At 65.3% G+C, this 16,345-nt stretch carries 20 protein-coding genes; 3 read left to right on the top strand and 17 right to left on the bottom strand.

Annotated elements, in window-relative coordinates; translation table 11 throughout:
* From HMPREF0298_RS09710 to HMPREF0298_RS09680, 7 genes are all read right to left on the bottom strand, one after another.
* A partial coding sequence (locus HMPREF0298_RS09710) for an alpha/beta hydrolase (RefSeq protein WP_006841004.1) occupies positions 1-994 on the bottom strand: 994 nt, incomplete at its 3' end.
* A gap of 24 nt (positions 995-1,018) precedes the next feature.
* A complete protein-coding gene (locus HMPREF0298_RS09705) occupies positions 1,019-1,882 on the bottom strand; it encodes a prenyltransferase (RefSeq protein ID WP_006841003.1) in 864 nt (287 codons plus the stop codon).
* Complete coding sequence (locus HMPREF0298_RS09700) at positions 1,879-2,166, bottom strand: lycopene cyclase domain-containing protein (RefSeq protein WP_006841002.1); 288 nt, start codon at positions 2,164-2,166, stop codon at positions 1,879-1,881. The genes HMPREF0298_RS09705 and HMPREF0298_RS09700 overlap by 4 nt, the downstream gene beginning before the upstream one ends.
* Positions 2,163-2,474: a lycopene cyclase domain-containing protein gene (locus tag HMPREF0298_RS09695; RefSeq protein WP_006841001.1), complete on the bottom strand. Its 312-nt coding sequence runs from the start codon at positions 2,472-2,474 to the stop codon at positions 2,163-2,165. Before HMPREF0298_RS09695 ends, HMPREF0298_RS09700 begins: the two co-directional genes overlap by 4 nt.
* Positions 2,474-4,000: a phytoene desaturase family protein gene (crtI, locus tag HMPREF0298_RS09690; protein WP_006841000.1), complete on the bottom strand. Its 1,527-nt coding sequence runs from the start codon at positions 3,998-4,000 to the stop codon at positions 2,474-2,476. The genes HMPREF0298_RS09695 and crtI overlap by 1 nt, the downstream gene beginning before the upstream one ends.
* Complete coding sequence (locus HMPREF0298_RS09685; protein WP_006840999.1) at positions 3,993-4,844, bottom strand: phytoene/squalene synthase family protein; 852 nt, start codon at positions 4,842-4,844, stop codon at positions 3,993-3,995. The genes crtI and HMPREF0298_RS09685 overlap by 8 nt, the downstream gene beginning before the upstream one ends.
* An 11-nt stretch (positions 4,845-4,855) precedes the next feature.
* Entirely contained in the window at positions 4,856-5,602 is a 747-nt protein-coding gene (locus tag HMPREF0298_RS09680) for a glycosyltransferase family 2 protein (protein WP_006840998.1), read from the bottom strand.
* Positions 5,603-5,629: 27 nt separating this feature from the next.
* On the opposite strand from HMPREF0298_RS09680, the gene HMPREF0298_RS09675 reads away from it, so the two are divergent.
* Positions 5,630-6,913 (top strand): cytochrome P450, encoded by a 1,284-nt coding sequence (locus HMPREF0298_RS09675; protein ID WP_040423088.1) that lies wholly within the window; start codon positions 5,630-5,632, stop codon positions 6,911-6,913.
* Here the strand turns inward: HMPREF0298_RS09675 and HMPREF0298_RS09670 are convergent.
* Genes HMPREF0298_RS09670 through HMPREF0298_RS09650 form a run of 5 tightly spaced genes read right to left on the bottom strand, consistent with a single transcriptional unit; the run spans position 6,900 to position 10,563 of the window.
* A complete protein-coding gene (locus HMPREF0298_RS09670) occupies positions 6,900-7,793 on the bottom strand; it encodes an ABC transporter substrate-binding protein (protein ID WP_006840996.1) in 894 nt (297 codons plus the stop codon). The two genes, HMPREF0298_RS09675 and HMPREF0298_RS09670, sit on opposite strands and share 14 nt — an antisense overlap.
* Before the next feature lie 11 nt (positions 7,794-7,804).
* The gene (locus HMPREF0298_RS09665; protein WP_245527486.1) at positions 7,805-8,440 is read right to left on the bottom strand and encodes an ABC transporter permease; all 636 of its coding nucleotides are present in this window, start codon (positions 8,438-8,440) and stop codon (positions 7,805-7,807) included.
* An 8-nt stretch (positions 8,441-8,448) separates the two neighbouring features.
* Entirely contained in the window at positions 8,449-9,099 is a 651-nt protein-coding gene (locus HMPREF0298_RS09660; protein ID WP_006840994.1) for an ABC transporter permease, read from the bottom strand.
* Complete coding sequence (locus HMPREF0298_RS09655) at positions 9,096-9,902, bottom strand: ABC transporter ATP-binding protein (protein ID WP_006840993.1); 807 nt, start codon at positions 9,900-9,902, stop codon at positions 9,096-9,098. Before HMPREF0298_RS09655 ends, HMPREF0298_RS09660 begins: the two co-directional genes overlap by 4 nt.
* Before the next feature lie 28 nt (positions 9,903-9,930).
* On the bottom strand, positions 9,931-10,563 hold the full coding sequence (locus HMPREF0298_RS09650; protein ID WP_006840992.1) for a CPBP family intramembrane glutamic endopeptidase: 633 nt from the start codon (positions 10,561-10,563) through the stop codon (positions 9,931-9,933).
* 24 nt (positions 10,564-10,587) lie between these two features.
* Between HMPREF0298_RS09650 and HMPREF0298_RS09645 the strand changes: the two genes are divergently transcribed.
* Complete coding sequence (locus HMPREF0298_RS09645; protein WP_006840991.1) at positions 10,588-11,997, top strand: SDR family NAD(P)-dependent oxidoreductase; 1,410 nt, start codon at positions 10,588-10,590, stop codon at positions 11,995-11,997.
* On the opposite strand, the gene HMPREF0298_RS09640 is transcribed toward HMPREF0298_RS09645, so the two are convergent.
* The gene (locus HMPREF0298_RS09640; RefSeq protein WP_006840990.1) at positions 11,984-13,306 is read right to left on the bottom strand and encodes a cryptochrome/photolyase family protein; all 1,323 of its coding nucleotides are present in this window, start codon (positions 13,304-13,306) and stop codon (positions 11,984-11,986) included. The genes HMPREF0298_RS09645 and HMPREF0298_RS09640 overlap by 14 nt on opposite strands.
* Entirely contained in the window at positions 13,303-13,773 is a 471-nt protein-coding gene (locus HMPREF0298_RS09635) for a GNAT family N-acetyltransferase (protein WP_006840989.1), read from the bottom strand. The genes HMPREF0298_RS09640 and HMPREF0298_RS09635 overlap by 4 nt, the downstream gene beginning before the upstream one ends.
* Positions 13,774-13,889: 116 nt before the next feature.
* On the opposite strand from HMPREF0298_RS09635, the gene HMPREF0298_RS09630 reads away from it, so the two are divergent.
* Positions 13,890-14,657 (top strand): Bax inhibitor-1/YccA family protein, encoded by a 768-nt coding sequence (locus HMPREF0298_RS09630; RefSeq protein ID WP_006840988.1) that lies wholly within the window; start codon positions 13,890-13,892, stop codon positions 14,655-14,657.
* On the opposite strand, the gene HMPREF0298_RS09625 is transcribed toward HMPREF0298_RS09630, so the two are convergent.
* Genes HMPREF0298_RS09625 through HMPREF0298_RS09615 form a run of 3 tightly spaced genes read right to left on the bottom strand, consistent with a single transcriptional unit; the run spans position 14,658 to position 16,256 of the window.
* Positions 14,658-15,176 (bottom strand): hypothetical protein, encoded by a 519-nt coding sequence (locus HMPREF0298_RS09625; RefSeq protein WP_006840987.1) that lies wholly within the window; start codon positions 15,174-15,176, stop codon positions 14,658-14,660.
* Positions 15,177-15,209: 33 nt separating this feature from the next.
* Positions 15,210-15,734, bottom strand: coding sequence for a transcription elongation factor GreA (gene greA, locus HMPREF0298_RS09620; RefSeq protein WP_006840986.1), 525 nt, complete (start codon positions 15,732-15,734; stop codon positions 15,210-15,212).
* A 42-nt stretch (positions 15,735-15,776) separates the two neighbouring features.
* Positions 15,777-16,256 carry a DUF4307 domain-containing protein gene (locus tag HMPREF0298_RS09615; protein WP_040423086.1) on the bottom strand — a complete coding sequence of 160 codons (480 nt, stop codon included), beginning with the start codon at positions 16,254-16,256 and terminating at the stop codon, positions 15,777-15,779.
* Between the last annotated feature and the right edge of the window lie 89 nt (positions 16,257-16,345).

Raw genomic sequence — 16,345 nt, 5'->3', positions numbered from 1 at the left:
GAAGCCCATGGCCCAAAAATACAGGCTTGTCGTAACCTACAACCGGCGTGGCCATAAACTCCCGCGCGGCCTGCTCGAATCCGGGGATATCGCGCAACGGGCGGTTGAACGCGCGGGAGAGGTTCACCCCGCGCGAGGCCTCGGCGACCGCGGCGTAGCAGCCCTTGGAGGCTTCGGCGACTAGGCGGCGGCCCTCGTCGGTGAGCGCGGAGTCAATATCCAGCTCCGGGTAGGCCTCGTCGAGCGCGGCGATGATGTAGAGCGCGTACGTGGTCAGTCCAGCCGGCAAAGGCACCGGCGGGAAGGCGGGCCCGCCGGCAATGATCAGGTCCTCGATATAGGCGGGCGCGCCCGTCGCAACCGCCCCGCGGTAGTCCAAGCCGAGCTCCTGGCTGAGCCGCGTGGCGCGGTGCGCGACGTGCAGCGCAACGCCCCCGCCCTGAGATTGCCCGACCACCGACCACTTCGGAGACAGTCCAATCTCCGGCAATTGGTGTGCCGCGGCGACGGAGTCGACGACGTTGGAGGCGGCAACGGCGCCATTGAGGTAGCTGTGGAACCCCGGAGTGCCAAGCCCGGTGTAATCGGTAGCGACGATCGCGTAACCCTCGTCCAACCAGCGGTTCAGGTACTCCGCGTCGCGGGGCGAGCGGGGGTTGAGGCTCGGGGCGCACTCGCTGCCCAGCCCCACTGTGCCGTGCGCCCACGCGATCACGGGCCAGCCACCAGCCGGCGGCGTACCGCGGGGCACGAAGATTGCCCCGGTGGACACCGCGGGCGCGTCGTGCTGGTTGGTGGTGGTGTACGCGAAACGATATTGCGCCGCCGCGCTACTCAGACCGACGCTCGGGTCGAGCGCGGTGGACGCGAGTAGCGTCCCTGCGGGCCCTTGGGGTGCGGGCACCTGAAGGCCGGAATCGTAGATCTGCGCCTGGGCGAGGGGAGAGCACGCAAGGGCGGCGCACAGGGTGAGGGCCATGGTGTGGGTACGCATACTATGTTTGTACCCCAAACAATCCTAGAGGGCGGGCGGAAACAGGAAAAAGAGCACGGACACGGTGATCACACCGCCGGTGGCGACGTTCAGTAACAAAAACACCCGCCACGCCCGGTTCACATCGGCCGACGTCTCATCGGTGACGTTGGCAAAGCGCAGCGCGTTGACCGCGTAGCCGAGCCCGAGTCCCCCCACGATCCAGCCCGGGAAGGGCAGCGCGAAGCACAGCACGGCAGCGATGGCGTACCCGCCGCAGGCCAGGCGAGTCGCCAGCCGGGCGCCGAGGCCCGTCGCTATCGAGCTCAGGCCTCCTTCGCGGTCGGCGACGACATCCTGGACCGCACCCAGAGCGTGGCTTGCCATCCCCCACAGGAAGAACGCGGCCACCGCCAGCCAGAAACCACGAGAAACCGCGGGTTCGGCGATCGTGGCGCCGACGAGCGCCGGCAGCGTGAAGTGGCTCGAGGACGTCACCGAATCGAGGACGGGGATCTCCTTGAAGCGAAACGGCGGGGCCGAGTACGCGTAGACCGCGAACAGCGCTAGCGTGAGCCACAACGCCGATGCGGTGGTGCCCGCGGCGTAGAGGACCAGCGCGAAGGGGAGCGTCGTCACGCCCGCCGCGACGAGCAGGGGCCGGTGCAGGCTCTTCGGCAGCACGGCACCTTCGATGCCGCCCTTGCGCGGGTTGCGGATGTCTGACTCGTAGTCGAACACGTCGTTGATGCCGTACATCGCGATGTTGTACGGAACGAGGAAGAACACGAAGCCGACGAGCAGGAGCCAGTCGAAGCGGCTGGTGTCCAGCAGATAGGCCAGGGCGAAGGGGACTGCGGTATTGACCCAGCTCACGGGGCGCGAGGCGGCGAGAATTGCGCGGATCATGAGACCTCCCCCGGCCACAGGGCGCTGATAACGAGGCAGACGAACACCGTGTAAAACAAGTCCTCGACGGGGATGAGGCCCAGATAGATACCGAGGTTGTTCGCACCGTCGTACTCCACGAGCCCGGCCGCGACCATCAGGTTGTCGAAAACGACGGTTAGCGTGAGCAACACCGCAGCCACGATCGCCGTCACCTTGCCCTGGGCAGCGTACGCGTGACGACGCCACCCCCACAGCGCCGCCGCCCCAAGCAGAAACGGCAGGCTCAACAGCAGGTACGTCACTGCGCTACCATCCTTCGCACGCTGGATGTGAGGTTCATGGTGAGGTAGGTGAGAAAGAATAGGAACATCGGCTCCTCGAGGGGCATTTCCGGTGCAAGCTCGATGCCCGTCATAAAGGGGGAGTCACCCCGGAAAAATGTGCCGGTGGCGATGCCCAGGGCGTCCCACAGCAGGAATAGGGCGACGACAGACAGCGACAGCACGGCGGCGCGGCGGGGGTCCGCGAAGAAGGCCAGCGTCCAACGCCAGTCGCACAGCACCATGCACCCGAGTGTCAGGAGCAAAACGATGAGATAGGAAAGATGCATCACGAGCGCGGCTCCAACACGCGAGTGAGCACGTTCTCGGCTGAAATGAGGCACATCGGTACGCCGACTCCGGGCACCGTGGTCGCGCCTGCGTAATAGAGATTGCGCAGTTTCTTGGACACGTTGCGCCCGCGGAGGAAGGCGGACTGGCGCAGGGTGTGGGCCGGGCCGATCGAGCCGCCAGACCACGCCCGGTAGCGTTCGGCGAAGTCGGAGGGGCCGAGGGTGCGCATGACGGTGATGTGCTCACGCAGATCCTCGATGCCGCACCACTGGGCGAGCTGGTCAACGGCCGCATGCGCGACGGCGGCAACGGCGGGGGATGACTCCGCCTGGTAGAGGTCACCGTGCCCGAAGTCGGCTGCCGCGGGGACGGGGACGAGCATGAACAGGTTCTCGCAACCTGGAGGTGCCGTGGAGGGATCGGTGGCCGAAGGCATGGAGACGTAGATCGACCGAGAGGCATCCAAGGGGCGGGAGGCGACGGGGCCGTCGAACACCGCGTCAAAGTCGCTGTCCCAATCCTCGCTGAACAGCAGGTTGTGGTGGGCGAGCTGCGACAACTTTGTATCTATGCCGAGCATCACCAGCACTGTGCCCAACCCGGGGTCGCGCGCTCCGAACCATTTCTCGTCGTAGGAGCGTTTCGACGGCGGGAGCAAACGCGTCTCGGTGAAGTGGAGGTCGGCGGCGGACACGACGATATCGGCCGTGATCTGCTCTCCGCCGACAAGTCGCACCCCCGTTGCCCTGTCACCGGAGTAGGTGATCGCGTTGACGTCGGCGCCCAGTCGGATGTCTACGCCGTTGTCCTCGGCGAGCCCGGCCAGAGCATTGACGACGGCCGCGAAACCGCCCTGGGGATATTTCACGCCCTGCACCAAGTCGGTGTGGCTCATCAGGTGATACAGCGATGGCGTGCGCTGCGGGTGGGACGAGAGGAAAACGGCAGGGTACTGCAGAATTTGCCGGAGGCGGGTGTCGCTGAAGCGGGAGTCGACGAACTTGTCCAGGGGCACCGTGAGCAACCGGGCGAGGTCGCGGGCGCGGCGACGAAGCGGGGCAGAAAGAAAAGGCAGCGCAGAGCTGAACGTGGTGTAGAGAAAGTGCTCGACTGCCATGTCGTAGGCGTCGGCAGCGGAATCCAGGTAGTTCGCGAGGGAAGCGCCGGCGCCGGGTTCGATGGAATCGAAGAGCGCAATTGCCTCCTTCCGCCCGGAGAACACGTCGACGGGTTCGTCATTTTCCGGAAAAAGGCGGTAGGCGGGTGCGAGGTCCACCAGGTCGAGAAGATCTTCGGTGCGTTTGCCGAAGAGCGCGAAGAAGCGGTCAAAGGCATCGGGCATGAGGTACCAGGATGGGCCGGTGTCGAAGCGGTAACCGTCGATAGTCTCTTCACCGGAGCGGCCGCCGACGGAGTCGAGGCGCTCAACGAGGGTGACCTTGTAATTTTCACGACCCAGCAAGGCGGCGGTGGCGAGGCCGGCGACGCCGCCGCCGATCACGATGGCGGTTGTTTCAGACATGTGCCCTCCTCAGGGCTTTCGCGGTGACGTAGAGCTTGCGGTGGCGGGGAACGGAGATGCGCGTGGTGGCGAGGGTGGCGGCTGGCGTGGCGTCGATAAGCTCGGTGAGCTCGGAGAAGAGGGCCTCGGCTGCGGCGACGGCGCCGCGCGCCGATCCCGGGATAAGTCCGATGGCGCGGCGCGCGCGGGCGAGATCGGCGCGGATGTCGGCGACGAGTTCAGCTTTCACGGCGTCGTCGATCTCGCGCTCACCCAACTGGGGGAAGTAGGTGCGGCCCAGGTTTTCGCGGTCCTCGGCGAGATCGCGTAAGAAGTTCACCTTCTGGAAAGCGGAACCCAGCGCGCGGGCACCATCATCCAACTCGGCGCGCGTCGAGGCGGGCACAGGCTCTTCCGCCACGAATGCCGACACGCACATCAAACCAATGACCTCTGCTGAGCCGTACACGTAGGCATCGAACTCGGCCGGGTTGTAAGTGGATTGGTTCAGGTCGCGGCGCATGGAGGCGAAGAAGGCCGTGACATGCTCCGCGGAAAAATCGCACCGGCGAGCGCTATTGGCCCAGGCGTGGAGTACCGGATCGGTATGGAAGCGTGCCGCTGGTGCGGCGAGAACCTGCGTTTCGTAGGCGTCGAGAAGCTGTGCCGCGTCCGCTCCGGCGGTCCCGTCGACAATTTCGTCGGCGATGCGCACCATCGCGTAGAGGTTGCGCACGTCAGTGCGCACGCGGGGGGCGAGAAACCGAGTAGCCAGAGAAAAACTCGTGGAGTACTGGGCAATGACCTGGGCGGCGACGCGATCGCACATCAGGTCGTAGCGGGACAAGGTACGGGACGACTCCATGCTGACAAAGCTTATACGCGCTCACACAGTCGACGCTGCGGCGGGGAGTTCCTGAATCCTTGGCGCATCGAGTGCATCCCGCGCGAGAAGCGTCGGGCGAGCTGGCGGGCGCCGCGCAGCGGGCGGGGGTCAGTCAGCAGCGTGATCTCCGGACGGAACAGAACCGTTTCGTGGGCGCGCACCGCGAAAGACATCTGGATGTCATCGTGGGAGAAGGTGTCGCTCGGGTCAATGACGTCGCGCACGTCGAGCCACCAGGCGGCGGACAGGGTGCAGTTCGTGCCGAAAAACGGCGTGTGTCCGAGCGCGGAGCCCACGCTGTAACGGTACGCACGCAGATACAAGGCGCTGAGGAGCCAGCCGCGCCACCCGGGGAGGTCGAAGCGTGCGGCGCCGGTCATGCCAACGACGTCCTTGTTCGGGTTGCTGGCTGCCTCCTCCCATGCGTTTTTCCATTGCAGGCTGAAGGTTGGCGAGACGCGCACGTCGGCGTCGATACGCACGATGACATCGAGGCCCCGCGCCGCCGCCTCGCTGTAGCCCGCGTGGGAAGCCCACGTCACGCCTCGGCGGGGTTCGGAAACGACGACCGCGCCATAGGAACGCGCCACATCTGCTGTGTTATCCGTCGATCCGTTATCAACCACGATGACGCAGTCGAAGGGTTCGCGCTGGCGCGACACGCTGTCTAGGCAGGGGGCGAGCAGGTCCGCGTCATTGAGACAGGGGATGACGAGGCCGATACGGGGAGCGGGCACGGTGCGAGTATACGTACGCTGGTGCGCATGACCTCCAACCAGAACCCACGAGTCTCAGGCGACCGCACCATCCAATTCCTCACAGACGGCTACCTTCTTCCCTCGAACCTACGAAAAACGGCGGGCCTCGAACCCGAATCCATGTGCCCCGTAACCACAAAACTTCTCGGACAGGACGCGACCATCGTGCGCGGTTCTGCCGGCATCGACTTGTTCTACGACGAGGATGTCATGCAGCGCGAAGGTGCCATGCCGCCCGTCATCGGCGATGCCCTCGTGGGCAAAGGCGCGGTGCACAATCTCGACGGCGAAGAGCACAAGGTGCGTAAAGCACAGATGGCGGCGATGGCTTACGAAGACGAGCGGGTCGCCGAGTTCGCGCCGCTGGTCGCGGAGGAAGTGGAGCGAGCAGTCGCTGGCTGGGAAGGCGCCCAGGGCAACGTTTTCGAGGATCTTTCCCTCGCGTTCGGTCGTGCTGCCTTCCGCTGGGCGGGCATCGATCTGCCCGCAGAAAACACCGACGAGTTAGTCGGCCGCATGATCACGCTGCTTGACAACTTCGGCACCGCCACCGGAACCCCGAAAGCATTTTGGCAGCGCCGCCAGCTCGACAACTGGGCCGAAGCGCTGATCACCGATGTCCGTGAAGGCAGGATTACCGCCCGCCCGGACTGCGTGCTCGAGCACATGGCACAACTCACCGACGCCAGCGGCGAGCGTGTCGACGCCCGAACCGCCGGCATCGAGCTGCAAAACCTCACGCGCCCCACGGTCGCCGTCGGCTTCTTCGCCTCTTTCGCCGCCGTTGCGCTCGCGGAGAACCCTCAGTGGCGCACCCGCATCAACGAGTCCGAAACCGGCCGTGAAGCTTTCGCATTCGCCCAGGAAGTTCGCCGTTTCTACCCGTTCGTGCCAATGTTTCCAGCCAAGGCGACCAAAGACACGGAATTCGAGGGCTGCCCCATCCATCAGGGGCAGCGCGTCATCCTCGACTTCGTCGGCACCCTCCACTCGGCCGAGGAGTGGGATAACCCGGCGAGCTTTGATCCGGAGCGTTTCATGGCGTACGAAACCCAGTCCGAGGCGGAGACAATCAAGCCGTTCATCCCGCAGGGCGGTGCTGACGTGCGCACTGGGCATCGTTGCCCGGGGGAGAAGATCGCGGTGACGGCTCTGTCCGCAGCTGTCGAGGCTCTCGCGCGACCGGAGGTCCGTATCTCGGCGGAGGCGATCGACATCAACTACTCCATGACCGAGATCCTCGCCCGACCGAAGTCGGGCGTGCGCGTGACAGTCGCTAGCTCAAGCTAGAGACGAAATCCTGCGCGATGGCGCTCGGTTCAGCACGCTCCGGGCCGACATTGCGCAGGTTCATCTCAACGAGGTCCTCAGTGGTTAGCTGCGCGTTTACCGAGTTAATCACGTCGAGGGCGCCGTCGGGCAGCGAGCCCGCCTTGATCACCGGAACGACGTTCTGCGGGGGGATGAGGTTCTCCGGATCTTCGAGAATGACCACGTCGGCTTCCTCCCCGTTGCTCAGCAGAGCGGGGGAGGTTGTGAAGATGTTGCCAACGTTAGCGGCACCTTCGACGAGGGCCTGAACGGTCAGCGGGCCACCACCGTCCGAGATCGGGTTGACGCTGATTTTGGCGGCATCGATTCCGTAGATATCGCTCAGGCCTGCGGGGCCGTACGGCCGCTCGGCGAACTCCGGCGGCGCTGCGATGGTGATCTGGTCGAGCTTGTCCAAATCGGCGATGGTTCCCAAGCCTCGTTCATCCGCGAGCTGCCGGGTAACGCGGTAGGCGTCCTTGGACTCGGCCGGGCTGAAATCCCCGGCTTCCAGGTCATCCGGTAAGGCCTCGGCGAGCGCCGCTTCATCGGCGGGGGTGCCGCCGTAGAACTGGGTGAGATTGCCCGAGTACTCCGGGACGACATTGATGCTGCCTTCCTGCAGTGCCCCGAGGTACACCTCGCGGGAACCGATGCCGGAGTTGACGTCGACGTCGAAACCTTCCTGGCGCAGCGCCTCGGCCCAGATCTGGCCGATGATCTCGGATTCAGGGAAATTCGCGGTTCCAATGACAACGGTGCCCGCCTCACCGCTGACGGCGAACGGATCGTCGGAACCGCACGCGGTGAGGGTCAAGGTGGCCAGGGCAATTGCGCCCGCGGCTGCAGTGAGTTTCATGTGCGCCCACTTTAATGCGATCGCGGAGCCAGGAAGCGTTGCACCCCCGCGAGGGTCAGGTCGGTTACCAGTGCCAAGGCTGTGACCAGCAGTGCTCCTGCAACCATGCGCGGGTAGTCCTGCACGGCGAGCCCGTCGATGAGGTAGCGCCCCAATCCTCCGAGGCCGATAAATGAAACCACCGTCGCCGTCGCGATGACCTGTACAACGCAGGAGCGCAACCCGCCGATGATGACGGGTGCCGCCAACGGGAGCTCAACTCGGGTCAGGATCTGGGCCTCGCTGTAACCCGCTGCTCTGGCGGAGTGCACGACCTGACGCGAAACGGAATCGAATCCGGCAACAAACCCGGCGAGGAGGGGAGCGATGGCCAGCACCACGAGGACGATCGTCGCCGGAATCAGCGGCAGCGTTGCGCCCCGCGGAAGCGAAATGGCCAACCATGTCAGCAGCCCCAGGGCGGGCAACGCACGCAAGGCGCCGGCAATGGAAAGGACGGTGTTCGCGCCGCGCCGGGAGTGACCGATAGCGATCCCCACTGGCGCCGCAACTAACAGCGCCAGAAAAACGGCGAGAGCAGAGTACCCCACGTGCTCGAGGAGACGGACGGCAAATCCGGTGTCCCCACCCCAATTCTCACGAGTCACAAGATAGTTCACTTCAGACCCGCCTTACGTGTCCACGGCATGGTGACTCTGCCGAACGCGACGAGGAGTGCGTCGACAAGCACGGCGAGGAGAATCGTCCCGATAAGCCCCGCGATGATCTGAGTGGGGAAGGACCGTTGAAACCCCTCCGTGAACAGCGTGCCCAGCGACTGGACACCGATGAGGGCGCCGACCGAAACAAGGCTGATCGTTGAAGCCGCCACGACGCGCACGCCGGCGAGCAACCCCGGGCCCGCGAGGGGAAGCTCCACTCGGAGAATCCGCCTCAGCGGGGAGTACCCGGTCGCGATCGCCGATTGGCGCACATCCGCGGGCACGGAGCCGAAGGAGTCGGTCGCCGAGCGCACCATCAGCGCAATTCCGTAGAGGGTCATGGCGACAACGACGTTGAGCGGTGAGAGCACCGAGGTGCCCAGCACAAGCGGCAACAGAACAAACATGGCCAGCGAGGGCACGACGTAAATCAGGCTCGTGGCCACGACGAGGGTTTCGCGTACGCGGCCGGCGCGATGCGCGAACCAACCGATCGGCACCGCGATGAAAAACGCTGCGAAGATCGCGGGTAGCGCCAGCAACAGGTGGTCGATCGCGAGAGACCCGATGCGCCCTGCGTTGGATCCGAGCCACGTCCAATTCATTTCAGAACCCCCCGCACCTTGCCGGTCGCGTCCACCACCAGGGTCTCCCCGTCGCGCTGAACGGTACGCACGTGCCAGTTCTCCGCCCCGATGAACTCGCGCACCGCCTCATTGGCCGGGTGCGCGACGATTTTTTCCGGGGTTCCCGCTTGTTCGATTCGGGCGTGCTGGCCGAGGATCACGACTTCGTCACCAAGCAGGAAGGCTTCGTCGATGTCGTGGGTGACCATGAGTACGGTCGTGGCCACAGTGTCCTTCAGCGCAAGCACTTCGCGTTGCAGGCTGCGGCGGACCACGGGATCAACCGCGCCGAAAGGCTCGTCCATGATGAGGATGTCCGGACGCGTCACCATGCCACGGGCCACGCCGACGCGCTGGGCCTGGCCCCCGGAGAGTTCCGCCGGGTAGCGGCCGAACAGGGACGAGCCGAGGTTGACCAGCTCAAGCATGTCCGCGGCGCGCCGCTTCGCCTCGCCCTTGCCTGCCCCGGACAACTTCGCGATGTCGGCGACGTTATCCAGTACCGTGCGGTGGGGCATCAGGCCGGAGTGCTGCATCACATACCCGATGCTGCGTCTCAGCGTGACTGGGTCGGAATCGGCCACATCCGCTCCACGGACAAGCACTCTCCCCGAGTCGGGTTCGACCATGCGGTTGACCATGCGCAGCAATGTTGTCTTGCCACACCCCGAGGGCCCCACGAAGCAGGTGGTTGTTCCCGTGCCCACGGTGAAGCTGAAGTCGGCGACGGCAGGGAGGGCGTTGCCGTCGTAGGTCTTTGACACGTTGCGGAACTCGATCATGTCCGTCCTCCAGGATTATCGGGAAGCCTCAGCGGAAAAACAGCGGCAAAAGGAAAAGCATGCCGCTGCTCCAGGTCAGGTGCAGCGAAATCGAACTGTATAGCCTCCCGCTGCGGAAAGCTTCGTAGTGGGCCACGGCACCGATGACTGCGGCGGCCAGAATGAGCAGCCAGACACCCATCGCCGCGGTGACAAGGCAGTACAGCGCCAGCGACACCGCGCTCATCGACGTCGTGTGGTGCAGCAGGCCGTGCACGCGGAGTTGGCGCGGGAGCGCGTCACGGTAAACGAGCTCCTCGCCGATTCCGTTGAGGATGAGAACGAGCAGGGTCGGCGCGAGCCCGCCTTTCTCCGTCGTCGCCAGCAGCTGGCCGACAGGTTCAGCGAGGAGAGGGATGCGGCTGACAATAACGGCCCCGGCCACGAAGATGGCGGCTAGGGCCGCGCCGATGGCCACCCCCCGCGCGATGTCAGCGGCTTTGCCGGGCCCGGCGAAAGCGTTGCGCGAGCCCATGAGCCACCAGGTGGTGGCGTAGACGATGGCTGTCAGTACCGTTGCCGCGTAAAAGCCCGCCGATCCATCACCCGATTGGCGGGCGACGAAAAGTCCCGCGGCGCCCAGCAGGCACGGCAGGAGGAAAGTGAACTTAGGTAGTGCCATCAGTGGAAGTATAAGCTGAAGACTATGAAGACTGCTCTCGTTACAGGTGCCACCGGGTTTATCGGCCAGCGCGTCGTCCTCGAACTGGTCGAACGCGGGTCGAAGGTTCGCTGCCTGTGCCGCAGCCGCGACAAGGCCCTGACCATGGACTGGGCGCGCTACCTTGATAGTGGGGAGGTGGAGATCGTCGAGGGCGACGCGGCCGAAAGGGCCGACGTCGACCGCGCTCTGAAAGGCGTCGATTGCGCCTGGTACCTGCTTCACTCGATGTCCTCGGGCAGCGGCTTCGCCGATCAGGAGGCGCAGATGGCGCGCCAGTTCGGCGAGGTCGCGGCGGCGCACGAGGTCGGCAGGATCATCTACCTCGGAGGGCTCCACCCGGACAACGAAGAGATGTCCGAGCACCTGGAGTCGCGCGTGCGCGTCGGCGAGGAGCTGCGCGCCGCTGGCGTGCCCACTGCGGCGCTTCAAGCGGGCGTGGTCATCGGCGACGGTTCGCTGTCCTTCGCGCTGCTTCGCCACGTCGCCGAGCGCGTGCCCACTTTTGCGGCACCGAAGTGGATCACCAACCGCATCACCCCGATCTCCGTGCGCGACGTCGTCCACTACCTCGTAGCGGCGGCGGATCTTCCTTCCACAGAGGACCGCGCCTTCGACATCGGTGGGCCGGACACCATGCCGTACGTGGATATGATGCAGCGCTACACCCAGGTCGTCGGTGTGCGACGCAGGCCATTTGTGGCGGCCCCGATTATGACCCGCCGCCTCGCGTCTTTCGGCCTGTCGGTGCTCACGCCGCTGTCGATGAAGGAGATCCTGCCCATCTTCGACTCCGTGTCCTCGGACACCGTGCTCAAGGAACGCGACCTGGAAAAGCTGGTGGGTGCCCCCGAGGGTGGGAACCAGACATTCGAGGAGGCCGTCGAGATCGCCGCGCGTGGCACCCATCCCGCGCGTTACGGACGAATCGCCAACGCCGTCCACTTCGGCGTGTTGGCCACGGCCGTGGCCGGGTCGCTCCTCACCGACCCGAAATCCGCCCGCTATGCCCGGCTGAAGAAGCCCTCCTGGCAGCCCCCGGCGGTTGCGTTTCCCATCGTGTGGACGCTGCTCTACGTCGACATCGCGGTCATCGCCACCACCACGATCGCCGATTCGCTGGAGGAGGGCGAGCCTCGTGCAGCGCGCAACGACGCCCTCGCGCTGGCCGGCAACCTGGTTCTCAACGCCGGCTGGAGCGGGGTCTTCTTCCGCTCGCGCGCCCGCCGCTTGTCGACGCTCTGGGCAGGCGCCCTCGCAGTCTCATCGGCCGACCTGGTGCGCCGCGCACACCGGCGCTCGCCGACGCGCGGGCTGCTCCTTGCCCCCTACCCGCTGTGGTGCGCCTTCGCGACCGTGCTGACCGGCGAAATCGCGCGCCTTAACCGTTCTTGATGTCGTCGTAGGCAACGAGAGCCCGCAGCCGCGACTGCTTAACGTCCGCCATCGGCTCCGAGTAGTCGGCGGTATCGGGCAACCAGCGCGCAACGTAGGAGCCGTGCGGGTCGAACTTCTCCGCCTGCGTTAGCGGGTTGAAGATGCGGAAGTACGGGGCGGCGTCGTCTCCGGATCCGGCGACCCACTGCCAGTTGAACGCGTTGGAGGCGGCGTCGGCGTCGACAAGCGTGTCCCAGAACCACTCCTCGCCGTGGCGCCAGTGGATGCCCAGGTTCTTCGTCAGCCACGACCCGCTGACCATGCGCACCCGGTTGTGCATCCGCCCGGTCGCCCACAGCTCGCGCATTCCGGCGTCGACAAGCGGGATGCCGGTCCGGCCCGACTGCCACGCCGCGAGCTCTTTCATGTGCTGGGCGCCAGGGTCCATCTCTGCGTGAGCGAACGCCGCGTCCGTGCTGCCTGGCACCGCGTTGGGCGTCCACTCCCAGTCGAAGCGGTCGAACTTCCGGCGCACGTTCTTCGTCGCCATGTCGGGCACGTGGTAGTAGCGGTGCCAGGCGAAATCGCGCCACAGCAGCTGGCGCGCGAACGCCCACGCCCCCGCGTCGACGGCGGCGAGCCACACCTCGGCGGGGCTGATCTCGCCGAAGCGCAGGTGCGGCGACAGGCCTGAGGTAACCCCATCGAGCGCATTGTTGTCGTAGTCGGCGCTCGCGGCGATGAAGCGCTTGAGCTGCTCGCGGGCGGCGCCTTCGCCGGGGGTGTTGTGCTGCGCCAGCGATGCGGCCCACGCAGGCTCGGCAGGCGCGTACACGGTGGCGGGACCGATGTCGGCCGGGGTGATGTGGGGGACGGGAAGAGGCGTGGGAGGGGCGTCGAGAAGCACACTGCGCGCGGCGTTGAAGAACGGCGTGAACACGCGGTACGGGGTCGCACGCACGTCCCAGGGCTCCGTGAGCAGGTAGCCGGGGTGCGAGACGGCACCGGTGGCCTCCTTGACCTCGGCATCAATGTCCGTCAGGTGGTAGCGGCGGTTCCACGTCACTGCCGCGCCAAGCTCGCGCGCGAGGCGGGGGACGATCTCGCGCGGGTCGCCCGCGAGCTCAATCAACGGAGCTGGGAGGGATTCGCGCAAGGCATCGAGGCTGTGGCGCAGCCACCACGCGGCGGCCCGGCCGATGCCCCGGCCCACCGTCTCGTGGACGTAAAGCCCCACGACGGGGCCGCGCTCGGTCGCCCAAGTCAAAGCGGCGTTATCGGCCAAGCGCAGGTCGTCGCGGAACCATACAATCGTCGGGGTACTCATCGCGACAGGGCATAGAATAGCGACGGGCGAGAAACGCCCAGCGGGGCCAGCCACTTCTCGCCCGTGTGAGTAAACCGGAACCCGAGCTTGAGCAGAACCCGCTGCGAGCCGAGGTTTCCCTCTGCGTGGGAGGCAATGATAAAGGGGTAGTTGGAGTGCTCGATCAACGCGGACGCCGCCTCGGTGGCGATACCGCGGCCCCAATAAGGCGCTGCCACCCAGTAGCCGAGCTCCGGGAACTCGCCGGGGCGTAGCGCTACGCAGCCGACCGGCTCACCGTCGAGCGTGATCGCGAAGGTGCCGGGCGCGGATAAGACATCACTGATGGAGCGCCGGCTTTCCTCGAGGCTTGTGTGCGCCGGCCAGCCGGCACGCGGGCCGACCTCGGGGTGCGAGGCGTGGGTGAAAAGCGCCGGGGCGTCGCTACGAGCCCAGAGGCGCAGCACCAGGCGGGGAGTAACTAACATTGCTTGCCATCCTAATGTCCGAGCTCGGGAACTAAAGAAACGAATCGGGCGTTGTACCGTGTGGATGCGAGTCCGGCTAGACCATTGTTTTAAATACTGAAAGGAAACCAGGGATAATGAGAAGCAACAACCCTGTCTTGACCCAACTGCCCGAGAAGGATGGCTTCGCTGGCTACGGGTCGGCACAGACCGACCGGCCCATGACGGTCGACGACGTGGTGACCAAGACGGGCATCACTCTCGCAGTGATCGTTGCGTTCGCCGTCGCGAACTTCGGTATCGCGCTGGCGGGGCGACCCGACATCGCGACCATCCTTACATTCGTCGGCGCAATCGGCGGTTTCATCACCGTCCTCGTCCACGCCTTTGGCAAGAAATTCGGGTCCCGCACCGTGACCCTTATCTACGCAGCTTTCGAGGGCCTGTTCGTGGGCGGGTTCTCGCTGATCCTGTCCGGTTGGATGGTCGGCGGTGCAAACGCCGGGGCGATGATTTCCCAGGCCATCCTCGGCACGGTCGGCGTGTTCCTCGGCATGCTGTTCGTTTACAAGACCGGGGCGGTGCGCGTCACCCCGCGCTTCAACCGGATCCTCACCGGCGCCATCGTCGGTGTCGCGGTGATGGCGCTCGGCAACCTGGTGCTGTTCCTGTTCACGGGACTCAGCCCGCTCCGCGATGGCGGACCGTTGGCGATCATCTTCGGCGTGGTCTGCATCATCCTCGCCGCGCTGTCGTTCCTGCAGGACTTCGACCTCGCCGATCGCCTCGTGCGCACCGGCGCGCCGTCGCAAATGGCCTGGGGCGTGGCACTGGGCCTGGCAGTGACGCTGGTCTGGCTCTACACCGAGATCCTGCGTCTTTTGTCCTACGCCAACCGCGACTAACTAGTAGTTGCTCTCGGGGTTGATCGAGGTCCCGTCCACGCTCACCGTAGTGAAGACGAAGGTGCCTTCGATCACCTCGGGATTGCCCAGGATGACTTGGGTGCCCTCGACGCGGCGGTCGGGGTCGAGCGTCACGCGGGTGCCCGTGCCGGAGGCGATCTCGTCCGACCACTCGTTCCAGGTAATGTTTTCGATGAAGTCGTTGCCGTCCTCGCAGGACAGGACGAGCCGCTCAGGTTCGTTGCCCGTGGCCGTGCCGCAGTTGATGAGCGTGGGAAGCTCGCCGGCGGCCACCGGGGTGGGCGTGGCGTTGGCCTGGGAGGCCTCCACAACGTTGGCGCGGGTCGCGCTAGCCGGGGTCTCGTGGCCGGAACCCGCGAGCGAATCCGGGTTTTGGCTGGTGGCGGTGTCGACCTTGTTACCGGAATCCACCTGGTTGGGAGGGGAGCAGGCGGCGAGTCCGAGAGCTGCCAGGGCGAAGAATCCCGCCGTTGCCTTGCGGGTAGTGGTGATGTTCACTGTGATGACGTCCTTAAAATCCCAAGTTTTCCTCTACGATCCCGTGCGCGGGGTCGCAGCCTTGTCTGAATCATACGGTTCGGCGGAGACAATGGTGACCGTAATCTCGCGACCGTTCGGGGCGCTGTAGGTGCGGGTCTCGCCCTCGGACGCGCCGACGACCGCGGCACCCAACGGGGAATTCTCCGAGTAGGTCTCCAGATCCTTGTTGCCGGTGGAGGCGGCGCGAGTGCCGATGAGGAAGGTTTCCTTGTCGCTTTCGTCGCCGTTGTAGAAAACGTGGACGACGGAGCCGACCTGGGCGACACCCTCGATGACGCCGGAGCGCTCGGTGGTGGCATTCGCCAGGATCTCGGAGATCTGCTTGATGCGGGCTTCTTCTTGGTCCTGTTGTTCACGCGCGGCGTCGTAGCCAGCGTTTTCCTTCAGGTCGCCTTCCTCGCGGCGCTCGTTGATCTCGGCGGCGATGACCGGGCGGTTGTCGATGAGAGCCTGCAGCTCGTTCTCGAGCTTCGCCTTCATCTCCGGGGTGATGTACTGCTTCTGGGTCTCAGCCATATATAAACCTTCCGTTACATGCTAATACTGGGCCGAATTCTATCACGGTGCGGGCGTGGGATAGGCCTCGGTGTAGGTCCTGGATGTGTCCATGTAGAACGGGATGTTCTCGGAGCACCCGTAGATGCGCCCGGACACCGCGGGCTCGCGCACGGGCAGGTCGACACCGACGTGGATGAGCTCCTCGCCGCCGGCGGGGATGATGACTTCTCTGCGCCCCACTTCAGCGAAGTCGTAGTTGACGGCCGTGACAATGCAGTACGAGTCGATGGAGGGGTCGCGGCGGGTGACGTCGATCCACAACCGCGTGGTGGCGTCGTCGACAGCCTCCTGCGTGACAAAGCTTGCTGTGACGGGCACCGCCTGGCGCTGCAGGTAGTTTCTCGCGGCCGCCGCGATCACCAGCGCCACCATGAGCACCGCGGCGATCGCAAGCACTTTTCCGCCGATCCCGCCAGGCGTATTCGCGGAATCCCGGTCGCCGTAGCGGCTCGATGGGCGGGCAAGGTCGGTATCGGGCACGGTAGGGCATCCTCGCTAGTGGCAGTAATGACTTTCGCATCAATAGTACTAAGATGGCCTACTACTTACAGATTGCACCTACGACGGCT

Source organism: Corynebacterium lipophiloflavum DSM 44291, from assembly GCF_000159635.1.
In the GTDB taxonomy this organism is placed as follows: Bacteria; Actinomycetota; Actinomycetes; order Mycobacteriales; family Mycobacteriaceae; genus Corynebacterium; species Corynebacterium lipophiloflavum.
Note: the sequence above shows the minus strand (reverse complement) of the source record. Positions and strands in the feature narration are given on the sequence as shown.

Bases quoted from the DNA above. Each gene is read 5' to 3' on its own strand.
- HMPREF0298_RS09655 (WP_006840993.1), bottom strand. From the start codon at position 9,902: ATGATCGAGTTCCGCAACGTGTCAAAGACCTACGACGGCAACGCCCTC.
- HMPREF0298_RS09650 (WP_006840992.1), bottom strand. From the start codon at position 10,563: ATGGCACTACCTAAGTTCACTTTCCTCCTGCCGTGCCTGCTGGGCGCC.
- HMPREF0298_RS09640 (WP_006840990.1), bottom strand. From the start codon at position 13,306: ATGAGTACCCCGACGATTGTATGGTTCCGCGACGACCTGCGCTTGGCC.
- HMPREF0298_RS09705 (WP_006841003.1), bottom strand. From the start codon at position 1,882: ATGATCCGCGCAATTCTCGCCGCCTCGCGCCCCGTGAGCTGGGTCAAT.
- HMPREF0298_RS09660 (WP_006840994.1), bottom strand. From the start codon at position 9,099: ATGAATTGGACGTGGCTCGGATCCAACGCAGGGCGCATCGGGTCTCTC.
- HMPREF0298_RS09670 (WP_006840996.1), bottom strand. From the start codon at position 7,793: ATGAAACTCACTGCAGCCGCGGGCGCAATTGCCCTGGCCACCTTGACC.
- HMPREF0298_RS09695 (WP_006841001.1), bottom strand. From the start codon at position 2,474: ATGCATCTTTCCTATCTCATCGTTTTGCTCCTGACACTCGGGTGCATG.
- HMPREF0298_RS09645 (WP_006840991.1), top strand. From the start codon at position 10,588: ATGAAGACTGCTCTCGTTACAGGTGCCACCGGGTTTATCGGCCAGCGC.
- crtI (WP_006841000.1), bottom strand. From the start codon at position 4,000: ATGTCTGAAACAACCGCCATCGTGATCGGCGGCGGCGTCGCCGGCCTC.
- HMPREF0298_RS09635 (WP_006840989.1), bottom strand. From the start codon at position 13,773: ATGTTAGTTACTCCCCGCCTGGTGCTGCGCCTCTGGGCTCGTAGCGAC.
- HMPREF0298_RS09630 (WP_006840988.1), top strand. From the start codon at position 13,890: ATGAGAAGCAACAACCCTGTCTTGACCCAACTGCCCGAGAAGGATGGC.
- greA (WP_006840986.1), bottom strand. From the start codon at position 15,734: ATGGCTGAGACCCAGAAGCAGTACATCACCCCGGAGATGAAGGCGAAG.
- HMPREF0298_RS09685 (WP_006840999.1), bottom strand. From the start codon at position 4,844: ATGGAGTCGTCCCGTACCTTGTCCCGCTACGACCTGATGTGCGATCGC.
- HMPREF0298_RS09675 (WP_040423088.1), top strand. From the start codon at position 5,630: ATGACCTCCAACCAGAACCCACGAGTCTCAGGCGACCGCACCATCCAA.